This window comes from Streptomyces sp. NPDC005141 (genome assembly GCF_053599975.1).
The window spans coordinates 43,487-63,922 of record NZ_JBSFYW010000049.1; the positions used below are offsets into that span (position 1 = coordinate 43,487).

Below are 20,436 nucleotides of genomic sequence, written 5' to 3' on the forward strand. Positions count from 1 at the left end.
GATGGTCCGTCCAGATCGCGCAACCCTGCGCTCTGCCGGCTTCGTTGTGCTGCTCACCGGTGTGTTCGTCCTGGTGAACAGCCAGGTCGTCTACGCGGCGAGCAGCAGCGGCAGCGAGAGTGGCGACCTGCTGTCCCCGCTGAACATCACCTCCTCCGAGGGGGTGGCGATCAACGGGTACGAGCTGAACGCTTCGGGCGGCTCCATCGTCGCGTTCAAGACGCAGGCCCTGGCCTTCGCGCTGTCCGGTCTGTTCACGCTGATCAGGCTGCTGGTCGGGCTGGCGGGGTGGGCGATCGAGCTGGCGTTCCGGTTCCCGCTGCTGAAGATCTTGATCCGTCCGGCGCAGAAGGTCGCCGACACCTACGGCCAGGTGGTCGTCGACACGCTCGGGCTGAAGGGGCTGCTGCTGGCCTGGGCGTTCGTGTTCGCCGGATTCATGATCGTGCGCGGCAAGGTGGGCCGCGGCCTGGGCGAAGTCTTCCTGACCCTGCTGATCGCGGCGTTCGCTGCCTCCACGTTCGTCCGTCCCGATTACCTGCTCACCCAGGACGGCCCGCTGGGACAGTCCCAGCAGGTGGCCGCCGAGATCGCAGAGCAGTCCGTCAACTCCTATGACTGGGGCGGCAAGCTCGCCAGCATGGGGCCGTGCGACGGCCTGGCCGGCAACGCCGAGCTCCAGTGCCTGGAGCGTGAAGGCGAAGGCCCGGTCTCTGCCGCCGAGGTGGCCCGCCCTATCCAGGACTCGATCACGAACGCGCTGATCGTCAAGCCGTACATGCTGCTGCAGTACGGGCGCGTCCTCGATCCGGCCAAGACGGCCGACCGCCAGGCCTACGCGGTCCATCTGAAGTGGGTCACCGGCGGCTACAAGGCCGGTGCGGACAAGGATGACAAGGACGATCCCTGCCGCCTGGTCAAGGGACCGGGCAAACGGTGGTGCCAGCGCGAACACACTGACCAGCCTGCCGGCAGCAAACTGCCCGAGCTGACTCCGGGCGGGCAGCTGCTGGATACGGCAAGCCCGGTCGTCAGCGAAGAGGACCAGGAGTTCGCCGCCTTCCTCGCCGACATGAAGAAGGCCGGCCCGGTCGGCACGTCGTGCGCCGCCTACGCCGCAAAGCCCACCTGGTGGCGGGTCGGCGGCGCCGCACTCCTGCTGGTCGCTGCTCTGTTCGTCTGCGGCATGCTGCTGTCGTCCGCCATCGTGCTGCTCGGCACCCAGGGCATCTGCGCGGCCGCTGCAGCCGCGGGCGGCGTCACGTTCATCGCGGGCATGCTGCCCGGACCGGCCCGCCAGAGCGTGTGGAAGTGGCTGTCGCTCTGGGGCATTTCCGTGCTGACGCTCGTCGGCGTCTGCGCCTTCGTCCCCTTCTTCGGTATCGCCGTGGACGCCACCATCACCAATGGCCCCGACCTGATGGTCGAGCGGATCCTGCTGATCGATGTGCTGGCCGTCGCCGGAGCGGCCGGACACCGCAGGCTGCTGACCGGCATCACCTCCTTCGGCCGGCGCATGGCGATGCGGATGCGCTACGCCAAGGTCGGCGGCACGCACCTGCCCGGTGACACCTCCGAACTCGGCGCTGCTCTCGCGATGAACTCGCCCGCTGCGCTGGGTGGTTACGGAGGCGGTCTGCGTGCCTTCACCGGAGGCGGGGGTGGCCGTTTCGGGCTGCTCGGCACCCGGCAGCGGTTGATGGGCGCGCTGACGTCGCTGGTCGACGGGACGGGTATGCCGGTGGACACCGGGCGCATGTTCGCCGACGCCAGTGCCGAAGCCGGGCGCGGGCTGGCCCCGCTCACCGCGGCGGCCGCCGTGAGCGGGGCCGGGGCGCGGCTCGGCGTAAAGGGCGCCCACTGGCTGCTGATCGGCCGGCGGCCCGACCGGGAGCAGTTGGCCAAGTGGCGCAAGCCCACGGCTGACGGCGACCCGAACACTCCGGGCCCTGCCGGCGGCGCGGGCGGCGGTTCCGGCGGCGGGGGCCCACGCCGTCCCGGCGGTCCGCCCGACCGCTACCGCAACCAGCACGGCCAGATCATCGACACCCGTTCCGATCAGCCCCTGCACGACCAGAACACCGACCGCACCCTGCTCTCCACACGCGCCCACAACCGGCTCGTGCGCTTTCGCGGCTACCGCATCCTGCACCGGGGCGGACGTACCGCATACGGGGCGAGCGTCGGTCTGCCGGCCAACGTCCGCCGGGCACGGGCGGGCGGATCGCAGTACGCGCAGGACGCCCGCCAGCAGGTACGGGTGTGGGGCAACACCGTCCGCGAGGACGGCCGCGCCTGGGCGGACACGGGCCGTCACGTCTCCCGGGTCCTGCGGGAACACACCGATGACAAAGGCGGGCCCGGTCCGTTCGCCGGCCGCCGCCTACCGACCGCAACATCGCCGACCGCAACCTCCCGCCCGCCTGCCCCGACACGGCCTGCCAGGTCCGGCCGATCCCCGGGCGGCACCGTCCCTCCTTCCCCACCGACCCGTGCTCCGGTCTCTGGAGCCGGCAGCACCGCGGCGCCGCCTGCCTCGGCACCGCCGCCGCGGGGAGGCAGCGCACCGCGGCCTTCGGTGCGCATCCGACCGCAGGGGTCGGCTCTTCCCGGCGTCGGGAGCGCACGCAGCAGTACACGCAACGAGGCGGCAGCCCGGTGGCAGGAGCTCATGCGGCGGACCGCGCCCCAAGCCGAACGCCGGCGCCCGCAGCAGAACCAGCCGCGGCCACCCGAGGACGGTGAGGACACGTGAGGCCGCCCGTGCGCCGCGTCCGGCGATGGGGATGCATAGGGGCGCTGCTGATGTTCGCCGCCGTGTGCTGTGCCGCGCCGGCAGGGAACGCGATCAGCGCGTACGTCGCACTGCAGACGGGTGCACGAGGCGACGGCGGAATCGCCGAGGGCGGCAGTGCCGCCGACATCCCGGCCCGCATGCTCACCGCCTACAAGAAGGCCGTCCAGCAGGTCGGGACGTACGTGCCCAAGTGCCGGGGCGTGCGCTGGCCGGTCCTGGCCGGGATCGCCAAGGTGGAGTCGAACCACGCCATCGGCCGGAGCATCGCCGCAGGCGGCGACATCCGCCCGCGCATCTACGGGGTGCTCCTCAACGGCTCCGGAGCAGGCGGCAACACCACAGCCTTCCCGGACACCGATGACGGCAAGTGGGACGGCACCGCGAACGGCGAGCGTGCCGTCGGCCCGTTCCAGTTCCTGCCCTCCACCTGGGAGAGCGTCGGCAAGGACGCGAACGCAGACAAGGCCGCCGACCCGCACAACGCCGACGACGCCGCCCTGGGTGCCGCCGTCTACCTGTGCGCAGGCGGCCGCGACCTGACCCAACGCACCCAGCTCAAGGCCGCGATCCTCCAGTACAACCACTCAAACGAATACGTCGCCAACGTACTGGGATGGATCGATCAGTACACGGCAGCCGCCAAGGAACCGGACCTGAAGAACGTGTCCGGGAAGGTCCGCACCGTCATTGAGGCGGCGCTCTCCCAGCGGGGCGTGCCCTACGCGTGGGGCGGCGGCAACGCCTGGGGCAAGTCCTACGGCTTCTGCTGCTCACCGAGCGGGAAGAGCGGCGCGACCATCAGGGGCTTCGACTGCTCAGGACTGACCGTGTACGCCTACGCCCGGGCCGGCATCAGCCTGCCGCGCACCGCCGCCGCCCAGGCCGGGGCCGGCCGACGGATCCCCGCCGGTCTTGGCACCAGCGCACTCGAGCCCGGCGACCTCGTCTTCTATGCCGACGCCCCCGGCCACGACGCGACGATCTACCACGTCGGGATCTACCTGGGCAGCGGCCAGATGGTCAACGCCGCCCGCCCGGGCACCGTGGTCCGCCTGGATGCGGTCAACGCCATGGCGGGATACGCGGGAGGGGCCCGGCTGCTGTGACCCTTTTCCCCGCGCGCTCGCCGCGCCTCCTGCTGATCGCCACCGTGGTCCTGATGGTGGCCGGGGTCATCCTGCTGACGGTGCCGCATGCGCCGAGCGCACCCACAACCACAACACCGCGGGCGACGGTCTCGTCGGCAGCCTCGGCAACCACGCCCGCCAGCCGCGCTGTGCAGACCACGATGCCCGCGTCAGCCACGGCCTCCACCACGCCGGCAAAAGCGGCTGGCGCGTCCGCGCTGCCGCCGCACGGTGAGGGCGCAGCCGGCGATGGGGCCATCCAGAAGTCGCTGGAGGAGGCCTGGCCCGCCGACCTTGCCGACGACGACGCACGCAAGCTGCTCGCGGCCGGCCGGGGCCTGCTGCGCGCAGACGCCACCGGCATCGGCCGCACCACGTGGCCGGCGCTCTTCGGCAACCCGGACCAGGAGATCGCACCGGCATTCGCGACCGCTGGTTTCCGCATCCAGGCTGCCATCGCCCGCACAGACGGCAGCCCGGACAAGGCGGTGGTGCACCTGGTGTGGGCGGGCACCGACCGCGGCGGCACCTACACCGACCGGCGCATCACCGACTGGCACTTCACCCGGAGCACCGTCAAGGGAGAGTCCGCATGGAATCCGCAGCGCCCCATCTGACCGACCCGACGCATGTGACCGCAGGCGGCGAGGTCATCGGGCTGTTCGCCAATGCCGCAGGCGCCGCCCTGTGGGTGGCCCAGCACTGGTATCTGGTTCTGCTGGCCGCCGGTGCGCTCTGGGCCGTGGGCGAAGCCGTTGTGCGGTGCCTTGCAGTGAAGGCCTCCGCCGAGCGCATGGCGCTCGAACTCGAACCAGCCCGGCACTTCGACCCGGGCCTTGAGGAAATCTTCCGCCGCGGGGTCCAGCTCGCCCGCGCCTCCACCAGCATGCCCTGGTGGGCGCCACGCCGGACCAAGGCCGTACAGATCCGGCTGCGCGCCGACGGCTCCCGCCCCCTGCGCTACCGCATCGAGGGACCGGTCGGCGGCGAACGCCTGCTGTCCATCACGCCGTTCGGCCCCAACGTCACCGTCACCCGGGCCCGGCCGATCGCCGACAAGCAACGCCGGCACACCGTGCGGGCCGAGTTCATCCTGCGCGGCAAGCCGATCGCCCCGCTGCGGGAGGTGCCCCTGGACCCCGACCCGCTGCAGCCCCTGGTCGACGCGGTCTGCGACCTGCGCGCGGACCTCGGCGATCTCGCCGAAATCCGCCTCGACATCCAGCGGGCCCCCAAGTGGGCCCTGCGAGCACGCCGGATGCAGCTGATCCAGGACGCGCGCCGCAGCGAGCAGCGGGAAGCCGAACGCGCCTTTCGATGGGTGCGCCGGGACGCCGCAAGGATCGAGGACTCGCTGGGCTGGCAGCTGAAGCAGATCCTCAGCGGCACGCCGCCAGCGGGAGCAGGACGCAAGCTGGTGATGCCACCGGTGCCCCGCCGCGTCGACCCCGCCGAGGCACTGGGCAAACTCGCCCATGACGATCAGCTGGTGCGCGTGCAGCTGCTCGTCACCTGCGCCTCCAACGTCCAGGGGCGGGCCGAAGCGCGCCTGGGACAACTCCAGGCCGCACTCGACGTGTTCGGCGGCCACTCCCGCTGGGCGATGCGCGGCCTGCAGGTCGGGCCGTGGCGACTGGGCGCCGACCGGTGGCCCAGCCGCCGCGGTTTCGAACGCCGCTGGCGGCACGGACACTGCCAGCCGCCCCGCCCGAACTGGGTGCGGCTGGAGGAACTCACCGGACTCCTCAAACCCCCGACCCTGCACTGCCGGCTGCCGCTACTAGCCCCCGAGCTGCCGACCTTCGAATTCGGCAACCCCGCCCTACTGCTGCAGGGCATCCACCGCGCACCGGACGGCCGCCACCGCCTGGTCGCCACCTACGCCGCAGAGACCCTCTTCGAGTGCGCGGTCGGCAAGGCAGGCGGCGGGAAGACCGAACGCGCCCTCGCCCAGGCAATCGGCTGGGCACACGCCGACGGCGGCCTGCTCTTCCTCGACCCGCACCGCGACTCCTGGCCGCGCGCCGCACCGTTCCTCGCCCACGCAACCCTCATGGACCGCATCGCGCTGATCGACCTCAACACTGTCGGCCCCACACCCCAGATCAGTTCCTGGAACCCGCTCGACATGCACCAGGGCCCAGCCGCACACGAAGTCGTCGAGGCGGTCACCGACGCCTTCGCCGCCGCACTGGGCTGGGAGGACGCCACCGCACCCCGCGCCCTCACCCTCCTGACCGCCACCCTGTCCGTCCTCACTGCCGTCAACCAGGCCGCCTGCGGAGCCGACCGCCCCGAGGACCAGGCCACGCTCTTCCACGTGCGGTCCCTGCTCACCGACCCCGCCTTTCGCACCGCGGCCCTGGCCGCCACCGCCGACCGGCTCAACGAGGACACCCGTTCCTGGTGGCAGACCGTCTTCCCCACCCTCCCCGCCGACGCCTTCGGCGTCGTCCTCAACCCGCTGGCCCGCCTCGCCGCCAACCCCGTCACCCGCGCCTTCCTCGGCCAGCCCCGCGGCGTCTACAACATCCGCGCAGCCATGGACCACCGGATGATCGTGTGGGTGTGCCCCGCCGGCAACGGACCCACCGACCGGCTCCTGACCGCCCTACTCGCCCGCGACCTGCTGCGCGCCGTCCGCTCCCGCCGCGACACCCCCGAAGACCAACGGGTGCCCTTCCGGCCCTACTTCGACGAACTGATCACCCTGACCGGCGCCGCCCCCGAAACCATCGCCGCCATGTTCGAGGACTTCCGCAAATACAAGGCGCACGTCCACGGGATGACCCAGCTGCTGGCCCGGCTGCCCGGCCCCGTGCGGATGTCGCTGACACAGAACGCCTCCACCCTCGCGACCACCGCCGGATCACGGACCGCCATCTCCGCGATCACCGCCGAGTGGGGCGACAACCCCAGCCCCGACCAGGTCGCCGCCCTCAACCGCTACGAGCACTACGCCACGCTGACCGTCCACGGCCGCCGCCTCGGCCCCCTGCGCCTGCAAGGCCCCCACCTCGACGACGTCTTCGCCGACCTCGCCCGCCCCGGCAACGTCGCCGCCCTCGAACACGCCGCCCGCACCACCGCAGGCACCCGCCCCCTGCACCAGCTCACCACCCACGCGGCCGGCCAACTCGACCGCGTCACCGCCTTCCTCGCCCAGCACACCCCCGCATCAGCACCCTCCTCACGCCCGAACACAAACAAGGGATACCAATGACCACCACCCCTCCCCCGGCCCGGCCCCAGCCGCCCCCCTTCACACCCAGCCCCCTCGAACCGCTGCCCCACCAGCTCCTGGCCGCACTCGCCCAGCACCGCATGGCCACCACCAGCCAACTCCGCCTCCTGCTACGCCCCCACGCAACCCGGCAGGCCATCTCCCAACCGCTCAACAGACTGCGCATACACGGCCTGATCGACTACACCGTGCTGCCCCGATCGAACCGCACCCGCGCCTGGTACCTCACCCCCGACGGCGCACGCCTGACCCGCAACTGGCCGGCCCTGCGCGGCCGACCGCCCTACCCGATCACCTCGACAACCGCCGCATCACTGAAAACCCCGCACACCCTCACCGCCGTCCGCGCCCACCTCACCTTCGTCCGCGACGCCCGCCGCCGCGGCGACGAACACGGCCACCTCGACTGGACCCCCGAAGTCACCCACCCCCTGAGCGAGCGCGAACGCGTCATCGCCGACGCCGTCATGCACTACACCCTCAACCACGACCAACAACGCCGAAAACTGCGCGCGTTCATCGAAATCGACCGCGCCACCATGAGCAGCGAACGCCTCGCAGCCAAGCTCATCGACTACGCCCGGCTCTGGTCCCACCCCTCACAACCCGCCAACCACCGACGCCCCCGCCAGCACACCGAGACCGACGCCGCATGGCTGCGCTGGTACCCGGTCTACCCGCGGATCCTGTTCATCCTCACCGGAGCCTCCCCCACCACACTCGCCAACCGGATCAACGACCTGCGGGACATGACCGCCCAACACCCCCTCGTCGCCGCCCTCGCCCGCAACGTTCCCCTCGGCGCCGCCACACTCAACGACCTCGAAACCGCCGGACCCAGCCAGAACGTATGGGTCTGTCTGGCAGGCTCCCCGGACCGCCAGCCTTGGCACACCCTCCACCCTGGATTCACTTACGCAAAGACAAAGTGATGCTGAATTCAAGCCAAGTAACGCCTGAGACGGACCAGTCCAGTCAGAAACGGACCGGCATATGCTTAGTCTTTCCTCAACGCAAACAGAGCAACGCACGGCCGACCGGAAGCATCACCCCGCCCGCACGGGCGGCGACAGAGCAGCGTCCATCTCGCACCGCGTCCCACGGGGGATGACAACGTGACACGAGCACCACGCCCGCAAAAGCGCACCGTTCATCAGTGGAAGCCCGCAACGGCCGTGCTCATCGCCACCAGCCTGATGGCGCTGTCCGCGTGCAGCAGTGCCGAAGAAGATCCCGGTACCTCCGCAAAGCAGCCATCGTCCGCGAGCAGTCCGGTACGGCCCTCAAAGTCGCCGAGCACCGACCCGCAGGCTGCCGTGCGAAAGGACGTACTTACGGCCTACAGCGCGTTCTGGCGCGAGCAGGTCAAGGCGTACGCGAAAGGCGACTCCAAGGGAACCGATCTACGTCAGTACGCCGCGGCGGTCGCCTTGTCCGGCGCTGAGGACGACCTGAGAGACCTGCGGTCGAAGGGCATCGTGACCATCGGCGCGCCCAGTCACAACGCTGCTGTCGACACCCTTGAGCCGGACAAGAAGGTTCCCCACGCGAAGCTGACGGACTGTCTGGACAGCACAGACTGGAAGTTCGTCTACCGCAAGTCCGGTAAGCCCGTCGAGATGCCGAAGAACCGGCTCGTTCGCTACGTGACGAAGGTCGAAGCGGAGAAGTGGGGGACGCAATGGAAGATCGTGGATGTCGTTCCACAGCAGCGCGCCTGCTGACACACGCTGGCCTCGGCCTGGCCGCTGCGGCTGCGACGTCACTCTTAGTTCCAGCGCAGGCCTTAGCCGACCCGCCTGAAGGCGGGGGCTGCGGAAGCGCAGGTAAGTGGGTAGTTTGCGAGGCCGACGATGACTCGTCCACCTCAGGATCAGATTCGAAGCCCGCCGATACTGGCACTGGCAAGCCCAGCAGCAAGCCCGCGTGCACCGTCAAGAAAATGGCCCCACAGCCGCCGCCCGGAAGCATGTACTGGGAGGGCAAGTCCCCCAAGGACGGCGCGGTGTACGAACGCACGTGCCGGAACGGCCCGGACGGCGCCCCGATCATCAGCACGTTCATCGCCGATGCGGCTGCGGACGTACCCGACGTCGATCCGGCCGTGGTAGCCCAGCAGGCTGTCGCCAAGATGAAGCTCGTCGGCCCGGACATCGCCAGTCCGCGCACCGCGGGCCGCTATGTGGTCGGCATGCCGATGTGGATGTGGGTGAACAAGAGCCCCACCACGTACGGACCGAACGCCACCATCGCCACGGCAGGGGGCGTGACCGTATCCGCGACTGCCAAGGTCACCAAAATCGTCTGGACGATGGGCGACGGATCAACGGTGACCTGCAACGGGCCCGGCACGGCGTACACGGCTTCCTACGGCAAGCAGAAGTCCCCGACCTGCGGCCACACATACACCCACACGTCAGCCACCCAGAAGGACGGGATGTACCCCGTCGCCGCCACGGCCACTTGGACGGTCGACTGGCAGGTCAACGGTGGGGGCGAGACGGGCCAGTTCACCGAGACCAGGCAGTCGCAGGCGCAGGTGCCGATCGGCGAGGTGCAGGTCGTCAGGTAAGGCCGCCGGAAGGATTACGACGTTGAGCAAGACCAAGCAATCAACAGCGGTGGCCGAGCGCGGGCTGCCCCAGCCGACCGGAGTGGCCAGCCCGGTCAGTCCGCCCCGGGTGTCGGCCCGCCGCCGACGTCCGGGCGTGATTGCCCTGTCGCTGGGGCTGATCGCAGCTGGCGGTGCTGGTGTCGCGGTCCTCCTGCTCCAGGTCGGAGACCGCACCGAGGTCGTCACCGTGGTCCAGGACGTACAGGTCGGCCAGATCCTCACCGAACAGGACCTGGGCAGGGCGTCCATCGCCCTGGACCCGGCGGTCAAGGCGGTCCACGCGGACGACCTGGCCCAGGTGGTGGGCAAGCGGGCGGCCGTGGAGCTCAGGCCCGGCTCGCTCCTTGCTCCGTCACAGGTGACCAAGGACAGTCTCGTGAAGCCAGGTGAGCAGCTGGTGCCGATCGGGCTCAAGCCGGAGCAGATCCCCGCGACGGTGCTGGTGCCGGGCCAGAAGGTCCAGCTGGTCCATGTGCCCGCGCAGGGTCAGGCTGAGACAGACAAGACGTCCGGCAGCCCGCCGCAGACGCTTCCTGGGCGGGTCGTGAAGGCGTCGCAGGCCGCTCCGGGTACCGGGATCGTGGTCGTCGACGTCGCCACATCGGCCGATGACGGGCCGACCGTCGCGGAGTGGGTGTCGGCCGGCACTCTGCGCCTGGTCCTCGCCGCCCCGGACGGCCTCTGATGGCAGTGATCGCACTCGCCGGGTGCAGCGGCGCGCCAGGTGTGACCACGAGCGCGCTCGCTCTGCTGCTGGCCTGGCCGCTGGAGCCGGGTCGGCGGATGATTCTCGCCGAGTGCGACCCGGACGGCGGGGCCGTGCTGCACGGGCTGCTGCAAGGCACGCTCGGTGACCGGTACGGGCTGCCCAACCTTTCGGTGGCTGCTCGCAAGGGCGAGTTCGGTGAGGCGTTCTGGCGCCAGCTGATCGACCTGAACGGCGAGGACAGCGCAACCGACTCGCCAGCTGACCGGCTGCTCCTGCCGGGCATTACGGATCCGGTGCAGGCCGCGAGCCTCGGTTCGGTGTGGAAAGGCCTGGCCCAGATGTTCCGCGGCATCGAGGCCGACCACGGTCACGATGTCCTGCTCGATCTCGGCCGCCGCGGAGCGTTCGGCCCCTCCGCTGTCCTGGCCGACGAGGCCGACGCCGTGATCGTCGTGGTCCGCAACACCTTGCGCTGCCTGCAGGCCGGACAGAGCCGGGTACGCCAGCTGGAAGAACGGGTCGGCGACATCGGCCTGCTGGTCGTCGACGAAGGCCCCTACCCCGCAGGCGAGGTACAGCGCGTGCTCCAGGCACCGGTAGTGGCGACCCTCCCGTTCGCGCCGAAAGACGCCAGGGTGCTCTCCGACGGTGACGAGCAGCCCCGGCATTTCACCAAGTCGAAGCTCATGAAAGCGGCACGGACCGCCGGCACCCTGCTGGTGCAGCGGGCGGCCGTCAGGCGTTCCCGCCTCGATCCGCGCGCCGCGTTCGCGACGGGGGTGCCCGGTGCGCGGTAGGCCCTTGCACGACGACCCGACCGTGGCCCCGCCCCCCGGCCCCCGCCCGGCCAAGGCGACACGTGCCGGTGGCGCCTCCAGCCCTCACGCACTCGGAAATGTCGCACCTCAGGTCACGGTCGACTACCAGGTTGCCCGGCACATCGCCGCCCAAGTGGCCAAGCAGCGCGAGGAACTGCTGAAGACCACGGCGGACATGGACCGCGCCAGCGAGGAGCAGCGCTGCCTGGACTGGATCAACGAGGCGGTCGCGCTGTGGTCGGACGCGCAGGCGATGACACCGCAGCAGGACGAAGCGTTGCGGCGCGCCGTCTATGACCTGCTTTTCCGCGCGGGAAGGCTTCAGCCGTACCTGGACGACGACCGGGTCGAGGACATCATCATCCAGGGCCCGGGCGAGGTGTGGCTCGACTACGGCGACGGTGAGCGGCGCATGGTCGGGCCGATCGCCGACTCAGAGGAAGAACTCCTGGAACTGCTGCGGGAGTTAGCCCGGGGCTCGGGGCACAGCGAACGCACCATCTCCACCGCGAACCCGACACTGGCACTGTCTCTGCAGGACGGGTCCCGCCTTCAGGCGATTACGGGGCTGGGGCCGATGACGTACGCGGTCATCCGCCGTCACCGGGTCTCCCAAGCAGACCTGGACCATCTGGTCCGCCTCGGCACGATCGACCCGGTGCTGCGGGAATTCCTCGGGGCCTGCGTACGGGCGGAGAAGAACATCATGATCGCGGGCAAGCAGAAGGCAGGGAAAACCACGCTGCTGCGGGCGATGCTCCGCGAGTTCGACGCCGAGACGCGGTTCGCGACCATCCAGACCGAGGACGAGCTGTTCGCCCACGCCAACGGCTATCACCGCCAAGTCGTCTCCCTGGTCGGGCGTGAGTCCAACGGGGAGAAGGACGTCACGGGCCGCAGCGCCGGTGAGGTGACACTGCTGGACCTGATGCACCCGGCTTTGCGGATGTCGCTGGAGCGGATCGTGGTCGGCGAGGTCCGCGGCCCCGAGGTCGTCGCGATGATGCAGGCGCTGACGAACGGGTCGGGCGGCAACCTGTGCACCATCCACGCCAGACGACCCGACATCGTCTTCGACCGGATCGCCGAACTGTACGCGCTGGCCCAGGAGAACCTGTCCGAGGCTCTCGCCTACCGGCAGACAGCGAACGGCCTGGACTTCATCGTGTACGTCGACATGACGGACGAGACGCAGATCGGCGGGCGCCGTCACCGGTATGTCTCCCACGTCCTGGAGCTGACCGGGATCGGCGAGAACGGCCGCCCGGCCACCAACGAGATCTTCTCCCCCGGCACCGAGTTCGGGGAACTGCGGGCCGTTCCTCGGATGGACCCGGGCTGCGTCGACGACCTGCGCCGCGTCGGCTTCGACTCCACTCTGCTCCAGCAGTCCTACGGCGCTTGGTCTGCGCCGCTGCCGTTGAAGGTAGGGGTACACCAGTGATCTTGTTGTGGGCACTCCTCAGTGGCATGACTCTGGTCGCCGGGCTGATCGGCGTCGTGGCCGGCGTGGCGGGCACGACCGCTCCACGCCGCGCTCCGCTGCGCCGGCGGTGGCAGGCCAGACGCAACGGTGCCGCTCCGGGCGAGGACGTCCGGTTGCGTCGGCGGACGCTGGCGGCTGCGGCGGTCGTGGCGGTGGTCGTGGTGTGGCTCGTCTCAGGAAACTTCGTGGGCGGCGCACTACTCGGCGCGGCCGTGCTCGGCGTGCCCTGGCTGATCAGCCCGGCGCAGATCGCGAAGGAACGTATCGGCCAGCTGGAGGCCCTGTCCGAGTGGACCCAGCGGCTGGCCGGCTTGCTCCGGCTGGGCATGGGCCTGGAACAGGCAATGATCACCAGCCGTCGAGGAGCACCGGAGGAACTCACCGGGCAGATCACCACCCTGTCCGACCGGCTGCGGCTGGGCTGGCGGCCTCAGGAGGCGCTCCGCGCGTTCGCCGAAGAGCTCGACGACGTCACCGCGGACAAGGTGGTTGCCGCGCTCATTCTGTCGGCGGGCGACCGTGGCCCGGGCCTGGCGCAGGCGCTGGAGGACCTGGCCGGCACCGTCCGTGAGGAGGTCGCGAAGAAGCGCGCCATCGAAGCGGACCGGGCCAAGCCGCGGACCACGGTGCGGTGGATGACGATCATCACCGTGGGTGTGGTGGTGGCCGGGTTCTTCGTGCCGTCCTACACCAGGCCGTACTCCACTCTGCTCGGGCAGCTGGTCCTCTCGTTCCTCACGGCCGGATTCGTCGGGGTTCTCGCGCTGATGCGGCAGCTGGGCGACTTCCGCCGCATCCCACGCTTCCTGGTCACCGACCCGGCCAGCACCGTCCGGCTGCCCGCCCCCGCAGCGGAACCAGACCAGGTAGGGCCCGGCCGGCTGCCCGAAGGAGCCACGCCATGAACCTGCTTCCCGTCGTGGCGTCCGGCGGCACGGTCGGCGCCGGCGTGGCTCTGCTGGTACGCGAACTGCTGCGCCCCCAGCCTGCCTTGGCGGCCGCGCTCGTGCGCAGCGCCCCGGCCACCTTGACCATGCCCGAGCCGGACCTGGACCGCGAGGAAATCTGGGGGCGATGGCTGCTGGCCCGCATGGAGCGCCTGCCGGGCGTACGGGTGCCCACCGTCAACCTGGCGCTCATCGGGCAGGGCCCGGGCCAGTTCATGCTCAAGAAGGTCGCACTCGCCGCACTCGGTCTGCTGTGCCCGGTCATCGCGACGATCCCGTGGATCATCGCCGGAGTGGGCCTGCCGTTCTACGTGCCCGCCGCCGTCGGACTGCTCGTCGCGGGGCTGCTGTTCATCACCCCGGACCTCGCAGTACGCGACCAGGCCAAGCGGGCCCGGGAGGAGTTCGCACACGCCCTGTCCGCCTACCTGGACCTGGTCGCACTCAAACGAGCCGCCGACGCCGGGCCTGCTGAAGCGTTGGAGAAGGCCGCCCAGGTCGGCCGCGGCTGGCCCTTCCTGTTCCTCCAGGGCGCTCTGCGCCGGGCCCGGTTGGAGAAGATCCCGCCGTATCAGGCGCTCGCGGAGCTCGCCGCCGAGTACGACCTGCCCGGCCTGGGCGACGTCGCCGACATCATGCGCGGCTCGGCCACCGACGGCGCCGCCGTCTACAAGGCACTGCGCGCCCGCACCGCCGCGCTCAACACCGAACTCCTGGCAGATCAAGCCGCAGAAGCGAACGCCGCCAGCGAAAAGATGACCGCCCCCGGCGCCCTGCTCGCCGTGCTCGTGATGCTGCTGATGGCCTTCCCCGCGGTCATCCGCATGCTCACCGTGTGAACCCACACCGACCCACCCCAACGCTTCAGAGAGGACGGGCAAGAGATCATGAGGAACACCGCAGCCCGCACCTACCATGCCGTGTACTGGCTGACCACCCGCCTGCAGGACGGGATGGCCGAGGCCAGGCGCCGGCCGGACCGCGGGGACATCAGCACCACCACCGTCATCATCTGGGTCGCCGCGGTCACCGGCGCCGTCCTGATCGCCGGAAGCATCGCCGTCGTGATCGCCAAGTACAACGGCAAACTCGCCGGCCTGTGATGCCCCGTCCCAAGAGCCTGAAGGTCTGGTGGCAGGGACGACGCTGGAGCGACGACCGCGGCGACGCCTCCATCCAGATGGCGATCGTCTTCCCGTTCGTACTGCTCGCCACCATCGCCGTCATCCAGACGTCCATGTGGTACTACGCCCGGCAGATCGCCCTGACCGCCGCTCGAGAGGGCGCCGGCGCCGCCCGCGCCTACCAGGCCGGCCCCGGCGACGGAGCCGCCCGCGCACAGGACGTCCTGACCCGCACAGCGGGTGACAGCCTGCGCGGCTACACCGTCACCGCCGGCAGCAACGGACAACGGGTGCGGGTGCAGGTCTCCGGAACCGCGATGTCGATGATCCCTGGCGTCGCCGGGCTGCAGGTCACCCAGTCCGCGTCCGGAGCGGTGGAACGCTGGACGGTCCCAGGGGAGTGAGCAGCATGCGGAAGGTACGGTGGCCCGGCAGGCGCCGCAGCGATGACGGCAGTGTCGCGATCGAGGCGGCCATCATCCTCCCGTCTCTGATCATGTTCCTGTGTCTGGCCATCGCCGGCGGACGCCTCGTCACCTCTCAGGCGAAGATCGACGCAGCAGCCGAGGACGCCGCACGAGAGGCATCCATCCACCGCACCGCGGCCGCCGCACAAAGCGCAGCGCGGGCCGCGGCAACCGAGTCCCTCACCGGCCAGGGCATCAGCTGTGCGTCAACGAGTGTGTACATCAACACCGGTGGTCTGAGCGTGCCGGTCGGCCAGGTCGGAACCGTCACCGTGACGGTGACCTGCACCGTGGCGCTGTCCGATCTTCTGCTACCGGGCGCTCCCGGGGCCCGGACTCTCACTGCTACGGCAACGTCCGTAGTGGATCTGCACAGACAAAGAGCTGAGTTCGCGAATTCTGAAGTGCCGTGGAGTACGAGCCAAAGTGCGGGTGCCGGCCTGTGAGCGCGCGCGGATGCTTGGGTTCACGCTCCGTGCGTCGAGCGCGCTCGAGCTCTTGCTTGGCAGCTTGCTCGTGCTGTGAGCCAGACGGTCTCAAATGCTCCGGCGGTGAGGTCTTGCGGCTCGTAGGTGTTCCACTCGTGGACGGGCATCTCCGCGGTGAAGCCGAACGTCGCTTCGTAGTCTCGGAGAGTTCCGGCCTGCTGGGCGGCTTCCCATTCGGCCGACGACGCTGCGGCAACGGGCTTCTCAAGTGGTCCTTCGAGTTCAACCTGGCGGGTGACCCAGCCATCGGGGTCGACCTCGAAGTAGAACCAGATGTCTTCCTCGGCCCAGTAGCTGCGGAACCAGCGTGTCATGGCGTCATTGTCCGTGATGGTGCTGGGTCACGTCGACGGGGTTCCGTCGGTGAAACCGGGGTGGTCGCCGACGTTGGTGTAGCGGTGTGTGAGCTTGATGGACAGGCCGAACACGGCGTACAGGCGCTTGGCATCACCGCTGCTGGCCACGGCTTTGGCGAGGATGCGGTCTTCGCGGATCGAGCGGCAGCTGACGCCAGAACGCGATCCTGCAGGGGCGGCCGCTGCCGAACCTACGGCCTTTCCGAGGGGGCCTGATGATCTTCCGGTATGGGGCAGGGGCCCCTGCCGACCGGGGCGGGGTCACGGTGTTCGTCGCCGTGTGCGTCCTCGCGCTGATCGGCATCATCGGCGTGGCTGTCGATGGCGGGGCGAAGATGGCCGCCACCGAACGCGCCGACTACGTGGCGGGCGAGGCTGCCCGGGCGGGCGGACAGGCCATCGATCCCGCCCAGGCGGTCACGGGCAGGGCGATCGTCGTCGACCCTCAGGACGCGATGGCCGCCGCGCAGGCCTACCTGGCCTCCGTCGGGGCCACGGGCACGGTCAGCGTGTCCGGTGACGGCAAGAGCGTCACTGTCACCGTGAACGGCTCCAGCGACACGGCCTTCCTGTCAGCTGTCGGGATCGGCTCGCTGCCGGTGACCGGCCACGCCACCGCCACCCTCCTGCACGGCGTCACAGCACCCGAAGGAACCTGATGCGCAACCGCACCCTTGGCCGGCTGTTCAAGGCTGTCGTGAGCCTGCTCGTCCTGGCGGCCGCCGTCGGCGGGCTGCCGCTGCTGCTGGTCTGGGCCACCCCGGTGATCTGGGCGTCCAGCCACGACGACCTGGCGCACCTGCTGGACCGGCAGGACACCGGGGCTGTGTTCCTGCTCGTGCTGGTCGCGGTCGGCTGGATCGGGTGGGCCCAGTTCACGTTCTGCGCGCTGCGGGAGCTGGTCGCGCAACTGCGCGGCCGACGGTGGCATGCCCCGCGCGGGCTGGGCGCCTCGCAGCGCGCCGCTGCTCTTCTGGTCGGCAGCATTCTGGTCCTGCTGCCCACGGGTTCGGCCCTGGCCTCCGATGCGCAGGCCGCGACAATCGCCACGGCCACGCACATCCCTGGCCAGGTTCCTCAGACCTCACAGCCTTCCCGGGTTGTCCAAGTGTCCTCTGCTGTACCGGCATCGAGCCCGTCGTACACGGTGCGCGAGATGCGGCCTGCTGAAAGCCTGTGGAGCATCGCTGAGCGGGAGTTGGGCGACGGGGAACGATGGCGGGAGATCGCCGGCCTCAACGAGGGACATGTCATGGCCGACGGGCATGTCTTCCGGTCCAACAGCTTCCTGCAGCCGGGCTGGAAGCTGGCCATGCCCGAAAGGCCGAGGTCCCAGGGGTTGCGGATGCAGACCGAGGGGCGCGCGTCGGTGGCCGCCCAGAGGGGCGAGCACGTCGTCACGGTCCATGCCGGTGACTCCCTGTCGAAGATTGCCGAGAACGAGGTCGGCGACGGCGGAGCGTGGCCCGCCCTGTTCGAGGCCAGCAAGGGCCACCGGCAGCCGAACGGGCTGCCGGCCATCACCGACCCCGACATGATCTACGCGGGCCAGCACGTCACTGTGCCGGGCGCCCGCCCCGACCCGGACAGCCCGGACACGAACGATCCGGGCAGTGACGGCGCCGGCAGTGAGCCGCCCTCGGCGTCACATCCTCCGCCCGACCAGAAGCCCTCCGAGGGCGCCGGCGAGCAGGAGGACGTGCCGGCTGCGACGCCGAGCCAGAGCGGCGCGCCCAGGGCGTCAGCCTCGAGCACACCGTCGGCCGGCGCAGTCCCGCACGAGTCGGCGGAGCCCGCTGCCCCCACATCGCAGCCCGCCACGGCTTCTCCTGCGGGCGCCGAGCCTGCCCCGGCCGGCGGCCTGCTGAATCTGCGCACCGTTGTGGGTGCGGGCGCGCTGTTGGCGGCCGCCGTGACTGCGGCCCTCGCGCTGCGCAGGACGCTGCAGCGACGGCGCCGCGCGCCGGGCGAGACGATCGCCATCACAGCACAGACTGCGCCCGCCGAGGCGCAGCTCGCGGCGGCCGCCGAACTCTCCGGTGTGGCCCGTGTGGACGTGGTGCTGCGCACGATGGTCCACGCCGCTGAGCGGGACGGACGGGAGGTGCCTGTCCTGCGGGCTGCGCGCCTGGATGCCCGCACCGTCCATGTGCTGCCTGATGACCTCGCGTCCGCACCGCAGTCGCCGTTCGTGGCGGGTGCAGCGGGCTGGTGGCAGCTCGAGGCCGGCGCCGAGCTCTTGGACGAGGAGAAGGCCCGCACGATTGCGGCGCCGTGTCCGGCCTTGGTCACGGTGGGCAGCACGAAGTCTGGTGATCTCGTCCTGGCCGATCTCGCCCGGCTGCCCGTCGTGTTGCTGGACGGCAATCCTGTGCATATCAGCGAGGTGTGCACGTCGCTGGCGCTGGAGTTGGGCATGAGCCCGTGGGCCCGGGATGTCGAGGTCGTCGCTGTCGGGTTCGGCGAGGACCTCCCACATCTGATGCCGAATTCCCGGATCGCGCACATGCGCCAGCCCGCGCACGCGTTGCGCGATCTGACCGAGCGGCTGCTGGAGGTCCACCAGATGCCCGAGACCGCCGACCACCCCTACGTGGTGCTGTGCTCGACGGCGCTGGACGACGACACGGCCTGGCAGTTCGCCGACGTCCTCGGAAGGGCCCCGCAGATTCCGGTCACGCTGATCGCCCCGACCGGCACCACTGCCGGTCACTTCCCCGAGGCGGACATCCTCGCCGTCTCCGCGCCGACATCGCAGCGCTTCGACCCGCTGGGCATCGACATCATCGTGCAGCGCCTGGAACACGCTGCCTACCAGCAGATTGTCACGGCACTGGCTGTCTCCGGGCAGTCGGCGCATGAAGCGGAGGGAGTCTGGCAGCACGTTCCGGGCGAACCCAGCGTCACGGGGTCGGCCGAGCCGAGCCTGCAGCAGGAACCGTCCGGCGACAACGGCACGATCCCCTCGCCGGCCCGGAACGGCTCAGTAGCAGCCACCTGGGACGCCAACGATGCTGTGTTCCCTGCCCTGTTGATGGCTTCAGCCGATCCCGCCGGACTGTCCCTGCAGCACGCATCGCCTGCCACCACTGGCGGCAGCGAGCCCCTGCATTCGGCCGAAGAGGCGAGCACAGACGAGGCAGGCACCAGCGCGACGGAACGAACGCAGGCCCAGGCCTCCGCTGATGGGGGCACCGGCGACGCGGCCCTCGCGCAGGACAGCGGCGGGCCCCAGATCCGGGTGTTGGGGCCGGTGGACGTGGACGGTCTCGTCCGCACCGGTCACGGACCGCGCACCGCTCAGCTCGCCGCACTCCTCTACTTCCGCCCCAACCGCACTGCCGACGTCCTGTGCGCCGGCATGGACCCCATCAGCCCCTGGTCGACCTCCACCCTCAACGCCCGACTCCAGGGCCTGCGCCGAGCATTGGGCAACGATCCAAACGGCGAAGCGTACGTGCCGCGCCGCCGCACCGCAGACGACCCCTACACTCTCGCCGACGGCGTGCGCTGCGACTGGACACACTTCGTCCAACTCGCCGAACGCGCACTCCCCCAGGGGCCGGCAGGGCTGGCGGACCTGGAGGAAGCTCTGTCCCTCGTGCGAGGTCGCCCCTTCGGTACTCGGGCTCCGGCGTGGGCCGAGCCGCATCAGCAGGAGATGACCACTCGGATCATCGACGTCGCCCACACGGTCGCCACCCACCGCACCCAGAGAGGCCTTCACCACGATCTTGGCGCCGCACGCAAAGCCATCGTGACCGGCCTTGACGTCGACGAGACAGCGGAGCTGCTCTATCGGGACTGGCTGATCGCGGAGTGGACGGCCGGGAACCGGCCCGGCCTGCACACCGCGATCACCCGCATCCAACAGGTCACGCAAGCCCTCGACTGCGACCTCGAATTGGAAACCGAACAGCTCATCCAGGAGCTCCTTGCCACCAGCCGCAAGGCCCCCACCTCATGATCACCTCTCAGCGGATCGGCCACCAAGGCCAGACCGAGGACCAGACACCCACCCCGGCCCACGGCACTGCCCAGCACGGACAAGGAACAGCCATGCAGAAGGGCCAGCAGCGCGTGACACCAGAAGGCAGAACAGCCGTACGGCTGGGCCGAACGCACAAGATCCTCATCGGTGTCGTCGTCGCCGGTGCGGTCTCAATCGCCGGGATCGGCTTCGCCGGTTCGTACGCGGCGGTCCGTGAGCTGGCGATCCAGAAGGGGTTCGGGAACTTCTCGTACGTCTTCCCGATCGG

At 70.2% G+C, this 20,436-nt stretch carries 20 protein-coding genes; 18 read left to right on the plus strand and 2 right to left on the minus strand.

Going from position 1 to position 20,436, the window contains the following annotated elements:
* The first annotated feature begins 1 nt into the window (after position 1).
* The 15 genes from ACWD68_RS30625 to ACWD68_RS30695 all read left to right on the plus strand — a co-directional run bounded on the left by ACWD68_RS30625 (position 2) and on the right by ACWD68_RS30695 (position 15,779).
* Positions 2 to 2,755, plus strand: a complete 2,754-nt coding sequence (locus tag ACWD68_RS30625) for a hypothetical protein (RefSeq protein ID WP_451809701.1) — start codon at positions 2 to 4, stop codon at positions 2,753 to 2,755.
* The gene (locus tag ACWD68_RS30630) at positions 2,752 to 3,903 is read left to right on the plus strand and encodes a C40 family peptidase (protein WP_451809702.1); all 1,152 of its coding nucleotides are present in this window, start codon (positions 2,752 to 2,754) and stop codon (positions 3,901 to 3,903) included. The genes ACWD68_RS30625 and ACWD68_RS30630 overlap by 4 nt, the downstream gene beginning before the upstream one ends.
* Positions 3,900 to 4,541, plus strand: a complete 642-nt coding sequence (locus tag ACWD68_RS30635; RefSeq protein WP_451809703.1) for a hypothetical protein — start codon at positions 3,900 to 3,902, stop codon at positions 4,539 to 4,541. The genes ACWD68_RS30630 and ACWD68_RS30635 overlap by 4 nt, the downstream gene beginning before the upstream one ends.
* Entirely contained in the window at positions 4,517 to 7,147 is a 2,631-nt protein-coding gene (locus ACWD68_RS30640; RefSeq protein WP_451809704.1) for an ATP/GTP-binding protein, read from the plus strand. The genes ACWD68_RS30635 and ACWD68_RS30640 overlap by 25 nt, the downstream gene beginning before the upstream one ends.
* Positions 7,144 to 8,100 carry a replication-relaxation family protein gene (locus ACWD68_RS30645; RefSeq protein ID WP_451809705.1) on the plus strand — a complete coding sequence of 319 codons (957 nt, stop codon included), beginning with the start codon at positions 7,144 to 7,146 and terminating at the stop codon, positions 8,098 to 8,100. The genes ACWD68_RS30640 and ACWD68_RS30645 overlap by 4 nt, the downstream gene beginning before the upstream one ends.
* 183 nt (positions 8,101 to 8,283) lie before the next feature.
* Complete coding sequence (locus tag ACWD68_RS30650) at positions 8,284 to 8,892, plus strand: hypothetical protein (protein ID WP_451809706.1); 609 nt, start codon at positions 8,284 to 8,286, stop codon at positions 8,890 to 8,892.
* A gap of 218 nt (positions 8,893 to 9,110) precedes the next feature.
* The gene (locus ACWD68_RS30655) at positions 9,111 to 9,740 is read left to right on the plus strand and encodes an ATP/GTP-binding protein (RefSeq protein WP_451809707.1); all 630 of its coding nucleotides are present in this window, start codon (positions 9,111 to 9,113) and stop codon (positions 9,738 to 9,740) included.
* Positions 9,741 to 9,762: 22 nt separating this feature from the next.
* Positions 9,763 to 10,467: an SAF domain-containing protein gene (locus ACWD68_RS30660; protein WP_451809708.1), complete on the plus strand. Its 705-nt coding sequence runs from the start codon at positions 9,763 to 9,765 to the stop codon at positions 10,465 to 10,467.
* The gene (locus tag ACWD68_RS30665; protein ID WP_451809709.1) at positions 10,467 to 11,288 is read left to right on the plus strand and encodes a hypothetical protein; all 822 of its coding nucleotides are present in this window, start codon (positions 10,467 to 10,469) and stop codon (positions 11,286 to 11,288) included. Before ACWD68_RS30660 ends, ACWD68_RS30665 begins: the two co-directional genes overlap by 1 nt.
* Entirely contained in the window at positions 11,278 to 12,753 is a 1,476-nt protein-coding gene (locus ACWD68_RS30670; RefSeq protein ID WP_451809710.1) for a CpaF family protein, read from the plus strand. The genes ACWD68_RS30665 and ACWD68_RS30670 overlap by 11 nt, the downstream gene beginning before the upstream one ends.
* Positions 12,750 to 13,700, plus strand: coding sequence for a type II secretion system F family protein (locus ACWD68_RS30675; protein ID WP_451809711.1), 951 nt, complete (start codon positions 12,750 to 12,752; stop codon positions 13,698 to 13,700). The genes ACWD68_RS30670 and ACWD68_RS30675 overlap by 4 nt, the downstream gene beginning before the upstream one ends.
* On the plus strand, positions 13,697 to 14,581 hold the full coding sequence (locus ACWD68_RS30680) for a type II secretion system F family protein (RefSeq protein WP_451809712.1): 885 nt from the start codon (positions 13,697 to 13,699) through the stop codon (positions 14,579 to 14,581). The genes ACWD68_RS30675 and ACWD68_RS30680 overlap by 4 nt, the downstream gene beginning before the upstream one ends.
* 48 nt (positions 14,582 to 14,629) lie before the next feature.
* On the plus strand, positions 14,630 to 14,845 hold the full coding sequence (locus tag ACWD68_RS30685; RefSeq protein ID WP_451809713.1) for a hypothetical protein: 216 nt from the start codon (positions 14,630 to 14,632) through the stop codon (positions 14,843 to 14,845).
* Positions 14,845 to 15,270 (plus strand): TadE family protein, encoded by a 426-nt coding sequence (locus ACWD68_RS30690; protein ID WP_451809714.1) that lies wholly within the window; start codon positions 14,845 to 14,847, stop codon positions 15,268 to 15,270. The genes ACWD68_RS30685 and ACWD68_RS30690 overlap by 1 nt, the downstream gene beginning before the upstream one ends.
* Positions 15,271 to 15,275: 5 nt before the next feature.
* A complete protein-coding gene (locus ACWD68_RS30695; protein WP_451809715.1) occupies positions 15,276 to 15,779 on the plus strand; it encodes a TadE/TadG family type IV pilus assembly protein in 504 nt (167 codons plus the stop codon).
* Positions 15,780 to 15,799: 20 nt separating this feature from the next.
* On the opposite strand, the gene ACWD68_RS30700 is transcribed toward ACWD68_RS30695, so the two are convergent.
* Both ACWD68_RS30700 and ACWD68_RS30705 read right to left on the minus strand, forming a co-directional pair.
* Positions 15,800 to 16,135 (minus strand): hypothetical protein, encoded by a 336-nt coding sequence (locus ACWD68_RS30700; protein ID WP_451809716.1) that lies wholly within the window; start codon positions 16,133 to 16,135, stop codon positions 15,800 to 15,802.
* A gap of 27 nt (positions 16,136 to 16,162) precedes the next feature.
* Complete coding sequence (locus ACWD68_RS30705) at positions 16,163 to 16,285, minus strand: hypothetical protein (protein ID WP_451809717.1); 123 nt, start codon at positions 16,283 to 16,285, stop codon at positions 16,163 to 16,165.
* A 107-nt stretch (positions 16,286 to 16,392) separates the two neighbouring features.
* Here ACWD68_RS30705 and ACWD68_RS30710 point away from each other — a divergent pair, with 107 nt between their 5' ends.
* The 3 genes from ACWD68_RS30710 to ACWD68_RS30720 form a co-directional block, all read left to right on the plus strand.
* A complete protein-coding gene (locus ACWD68_RS30710) occupies positions 16,393 to 16,836 on the plus strand; it encodes a pilus assembly protein TadG-related protein (RefSeq protein WP_451809718.1) in 444 nt (147 codons plus the stop codon).
* Positions 16,836 to 20,144 (plus strand): LysM peptidoglycan-binding domain-containing protein, encoded by a 3,309-nt coding sequence (locus tag ACWD68_RS30715; protein ID WP_451809719.1) that lies wholly within the window; start codon positions 16,836 to 16,838, stop codon positions 20,142 to 20,144. Before ACWD68_RS30710 ends, ACWD68_RS30715 begins: the two co-directional genes overlap by 1 nt.
* A gap of 92 nt (positions 20,145 to 20,236) precedes the next feature.
* A partial coding sequence (locus ACWD68_RS30720; RefSeq protein ID WP_451809721.1) for a DUF2637 domain-containing protein occupies positions 20,237 to 20,436 on the plus strand: 200 nt, incomplete at its 3' end.

Excerpts from the sequence above, each read along its gene's own strand:
- ACWD68_RS30625 (WP_451809701.1), top strand. The coding sequence starts at position 2 with ATGGTCCGTCCAGATCGCGCAACCCTGCGCTCTGCCGGCTTCGTTGTG.
- ACWD68_RS30640 (WP_451809704.1), top strand. The coding sequence starts at position 4,517 with ATGGAATCCGCAGCGCCCCATCTGACCGACCCGACGCATGTGACCGCA.
- ACWD68_RS30645 (WP_451809705.1), top strand. The coding sequence starts at position 7,144 with ATGACCACCACCCCTCCCCCGGCCCGGCCCCAGCCGCCCCCCTTCACA.
- ACWD68_RS30655 (WP_451809707.1), top strand. The coding sequence starts at position 9,111 with ATGGCCCCACAGCCGCCGCCCGGAAGCATGTACTGGGAGGGCAAGTCC.
- ACWD68_RS30665 (WP_451809709.1), top strand. The coding sequence starts at position 10,467 with ATGGCAGTGATCGCACTCGCCGGGTGCAGCGGCGCGCCAGGTGTGACC.
- ACWD68_RS30680 (WP_451809712.1), top strand. The coding sequence starts at position 13,697 with ATGAACCTGCTTCCCGTCGTGGCGTCCGGCGGCACGGTCGGCGCCGGC.
- ACWD68_RS30685 (WP_451809713.1), top strand. The coding sequence starts at position 14,630 with ATGAGGAACACCGCAGCCCGCACCTACCATGCCGTGTACTGGCTGACC.
- ACWD68_RS30690 (WP_451809714.1), top strand. The coding sequence starts at position 14,845 with ATGCCCCGTCCCAAGAGCCTGAAGGTCTGGTGGCAGGGACGACGCTGG.
- ACWD68_RS30695 (WP_451809715.1), top strand. The coding sequence starts at position 15,276 with ATGCGGAAGGTACGGTGGCCCGGCAGGCGCCGCAGCGATGACGGCAGT.
- ACWD68_RS30700 (WP_451809716.1), bottom strand. The coding sequence starts at position 16,135 with ATGACACGCTGGTTCCGCAGCTACTGGGCCGAGGAAGACATCTGGTTC.
- ACWD68_RS30710 (WP_451809718.1), top strand. The coding sequence starts at position 16,393 with ATGATCTTCCGGTATGGGGCAGGGGCCCCTGCCGACCGGGGCGGGGTC.
- ACWD68_RS30715 (WP_451809719.1), top strand. The coding sequence starts at position 16,836 with ATGCGCAACCGCACCCTTGGCCGGCTGTTCAAGGCTGTCGTGAGCCTG.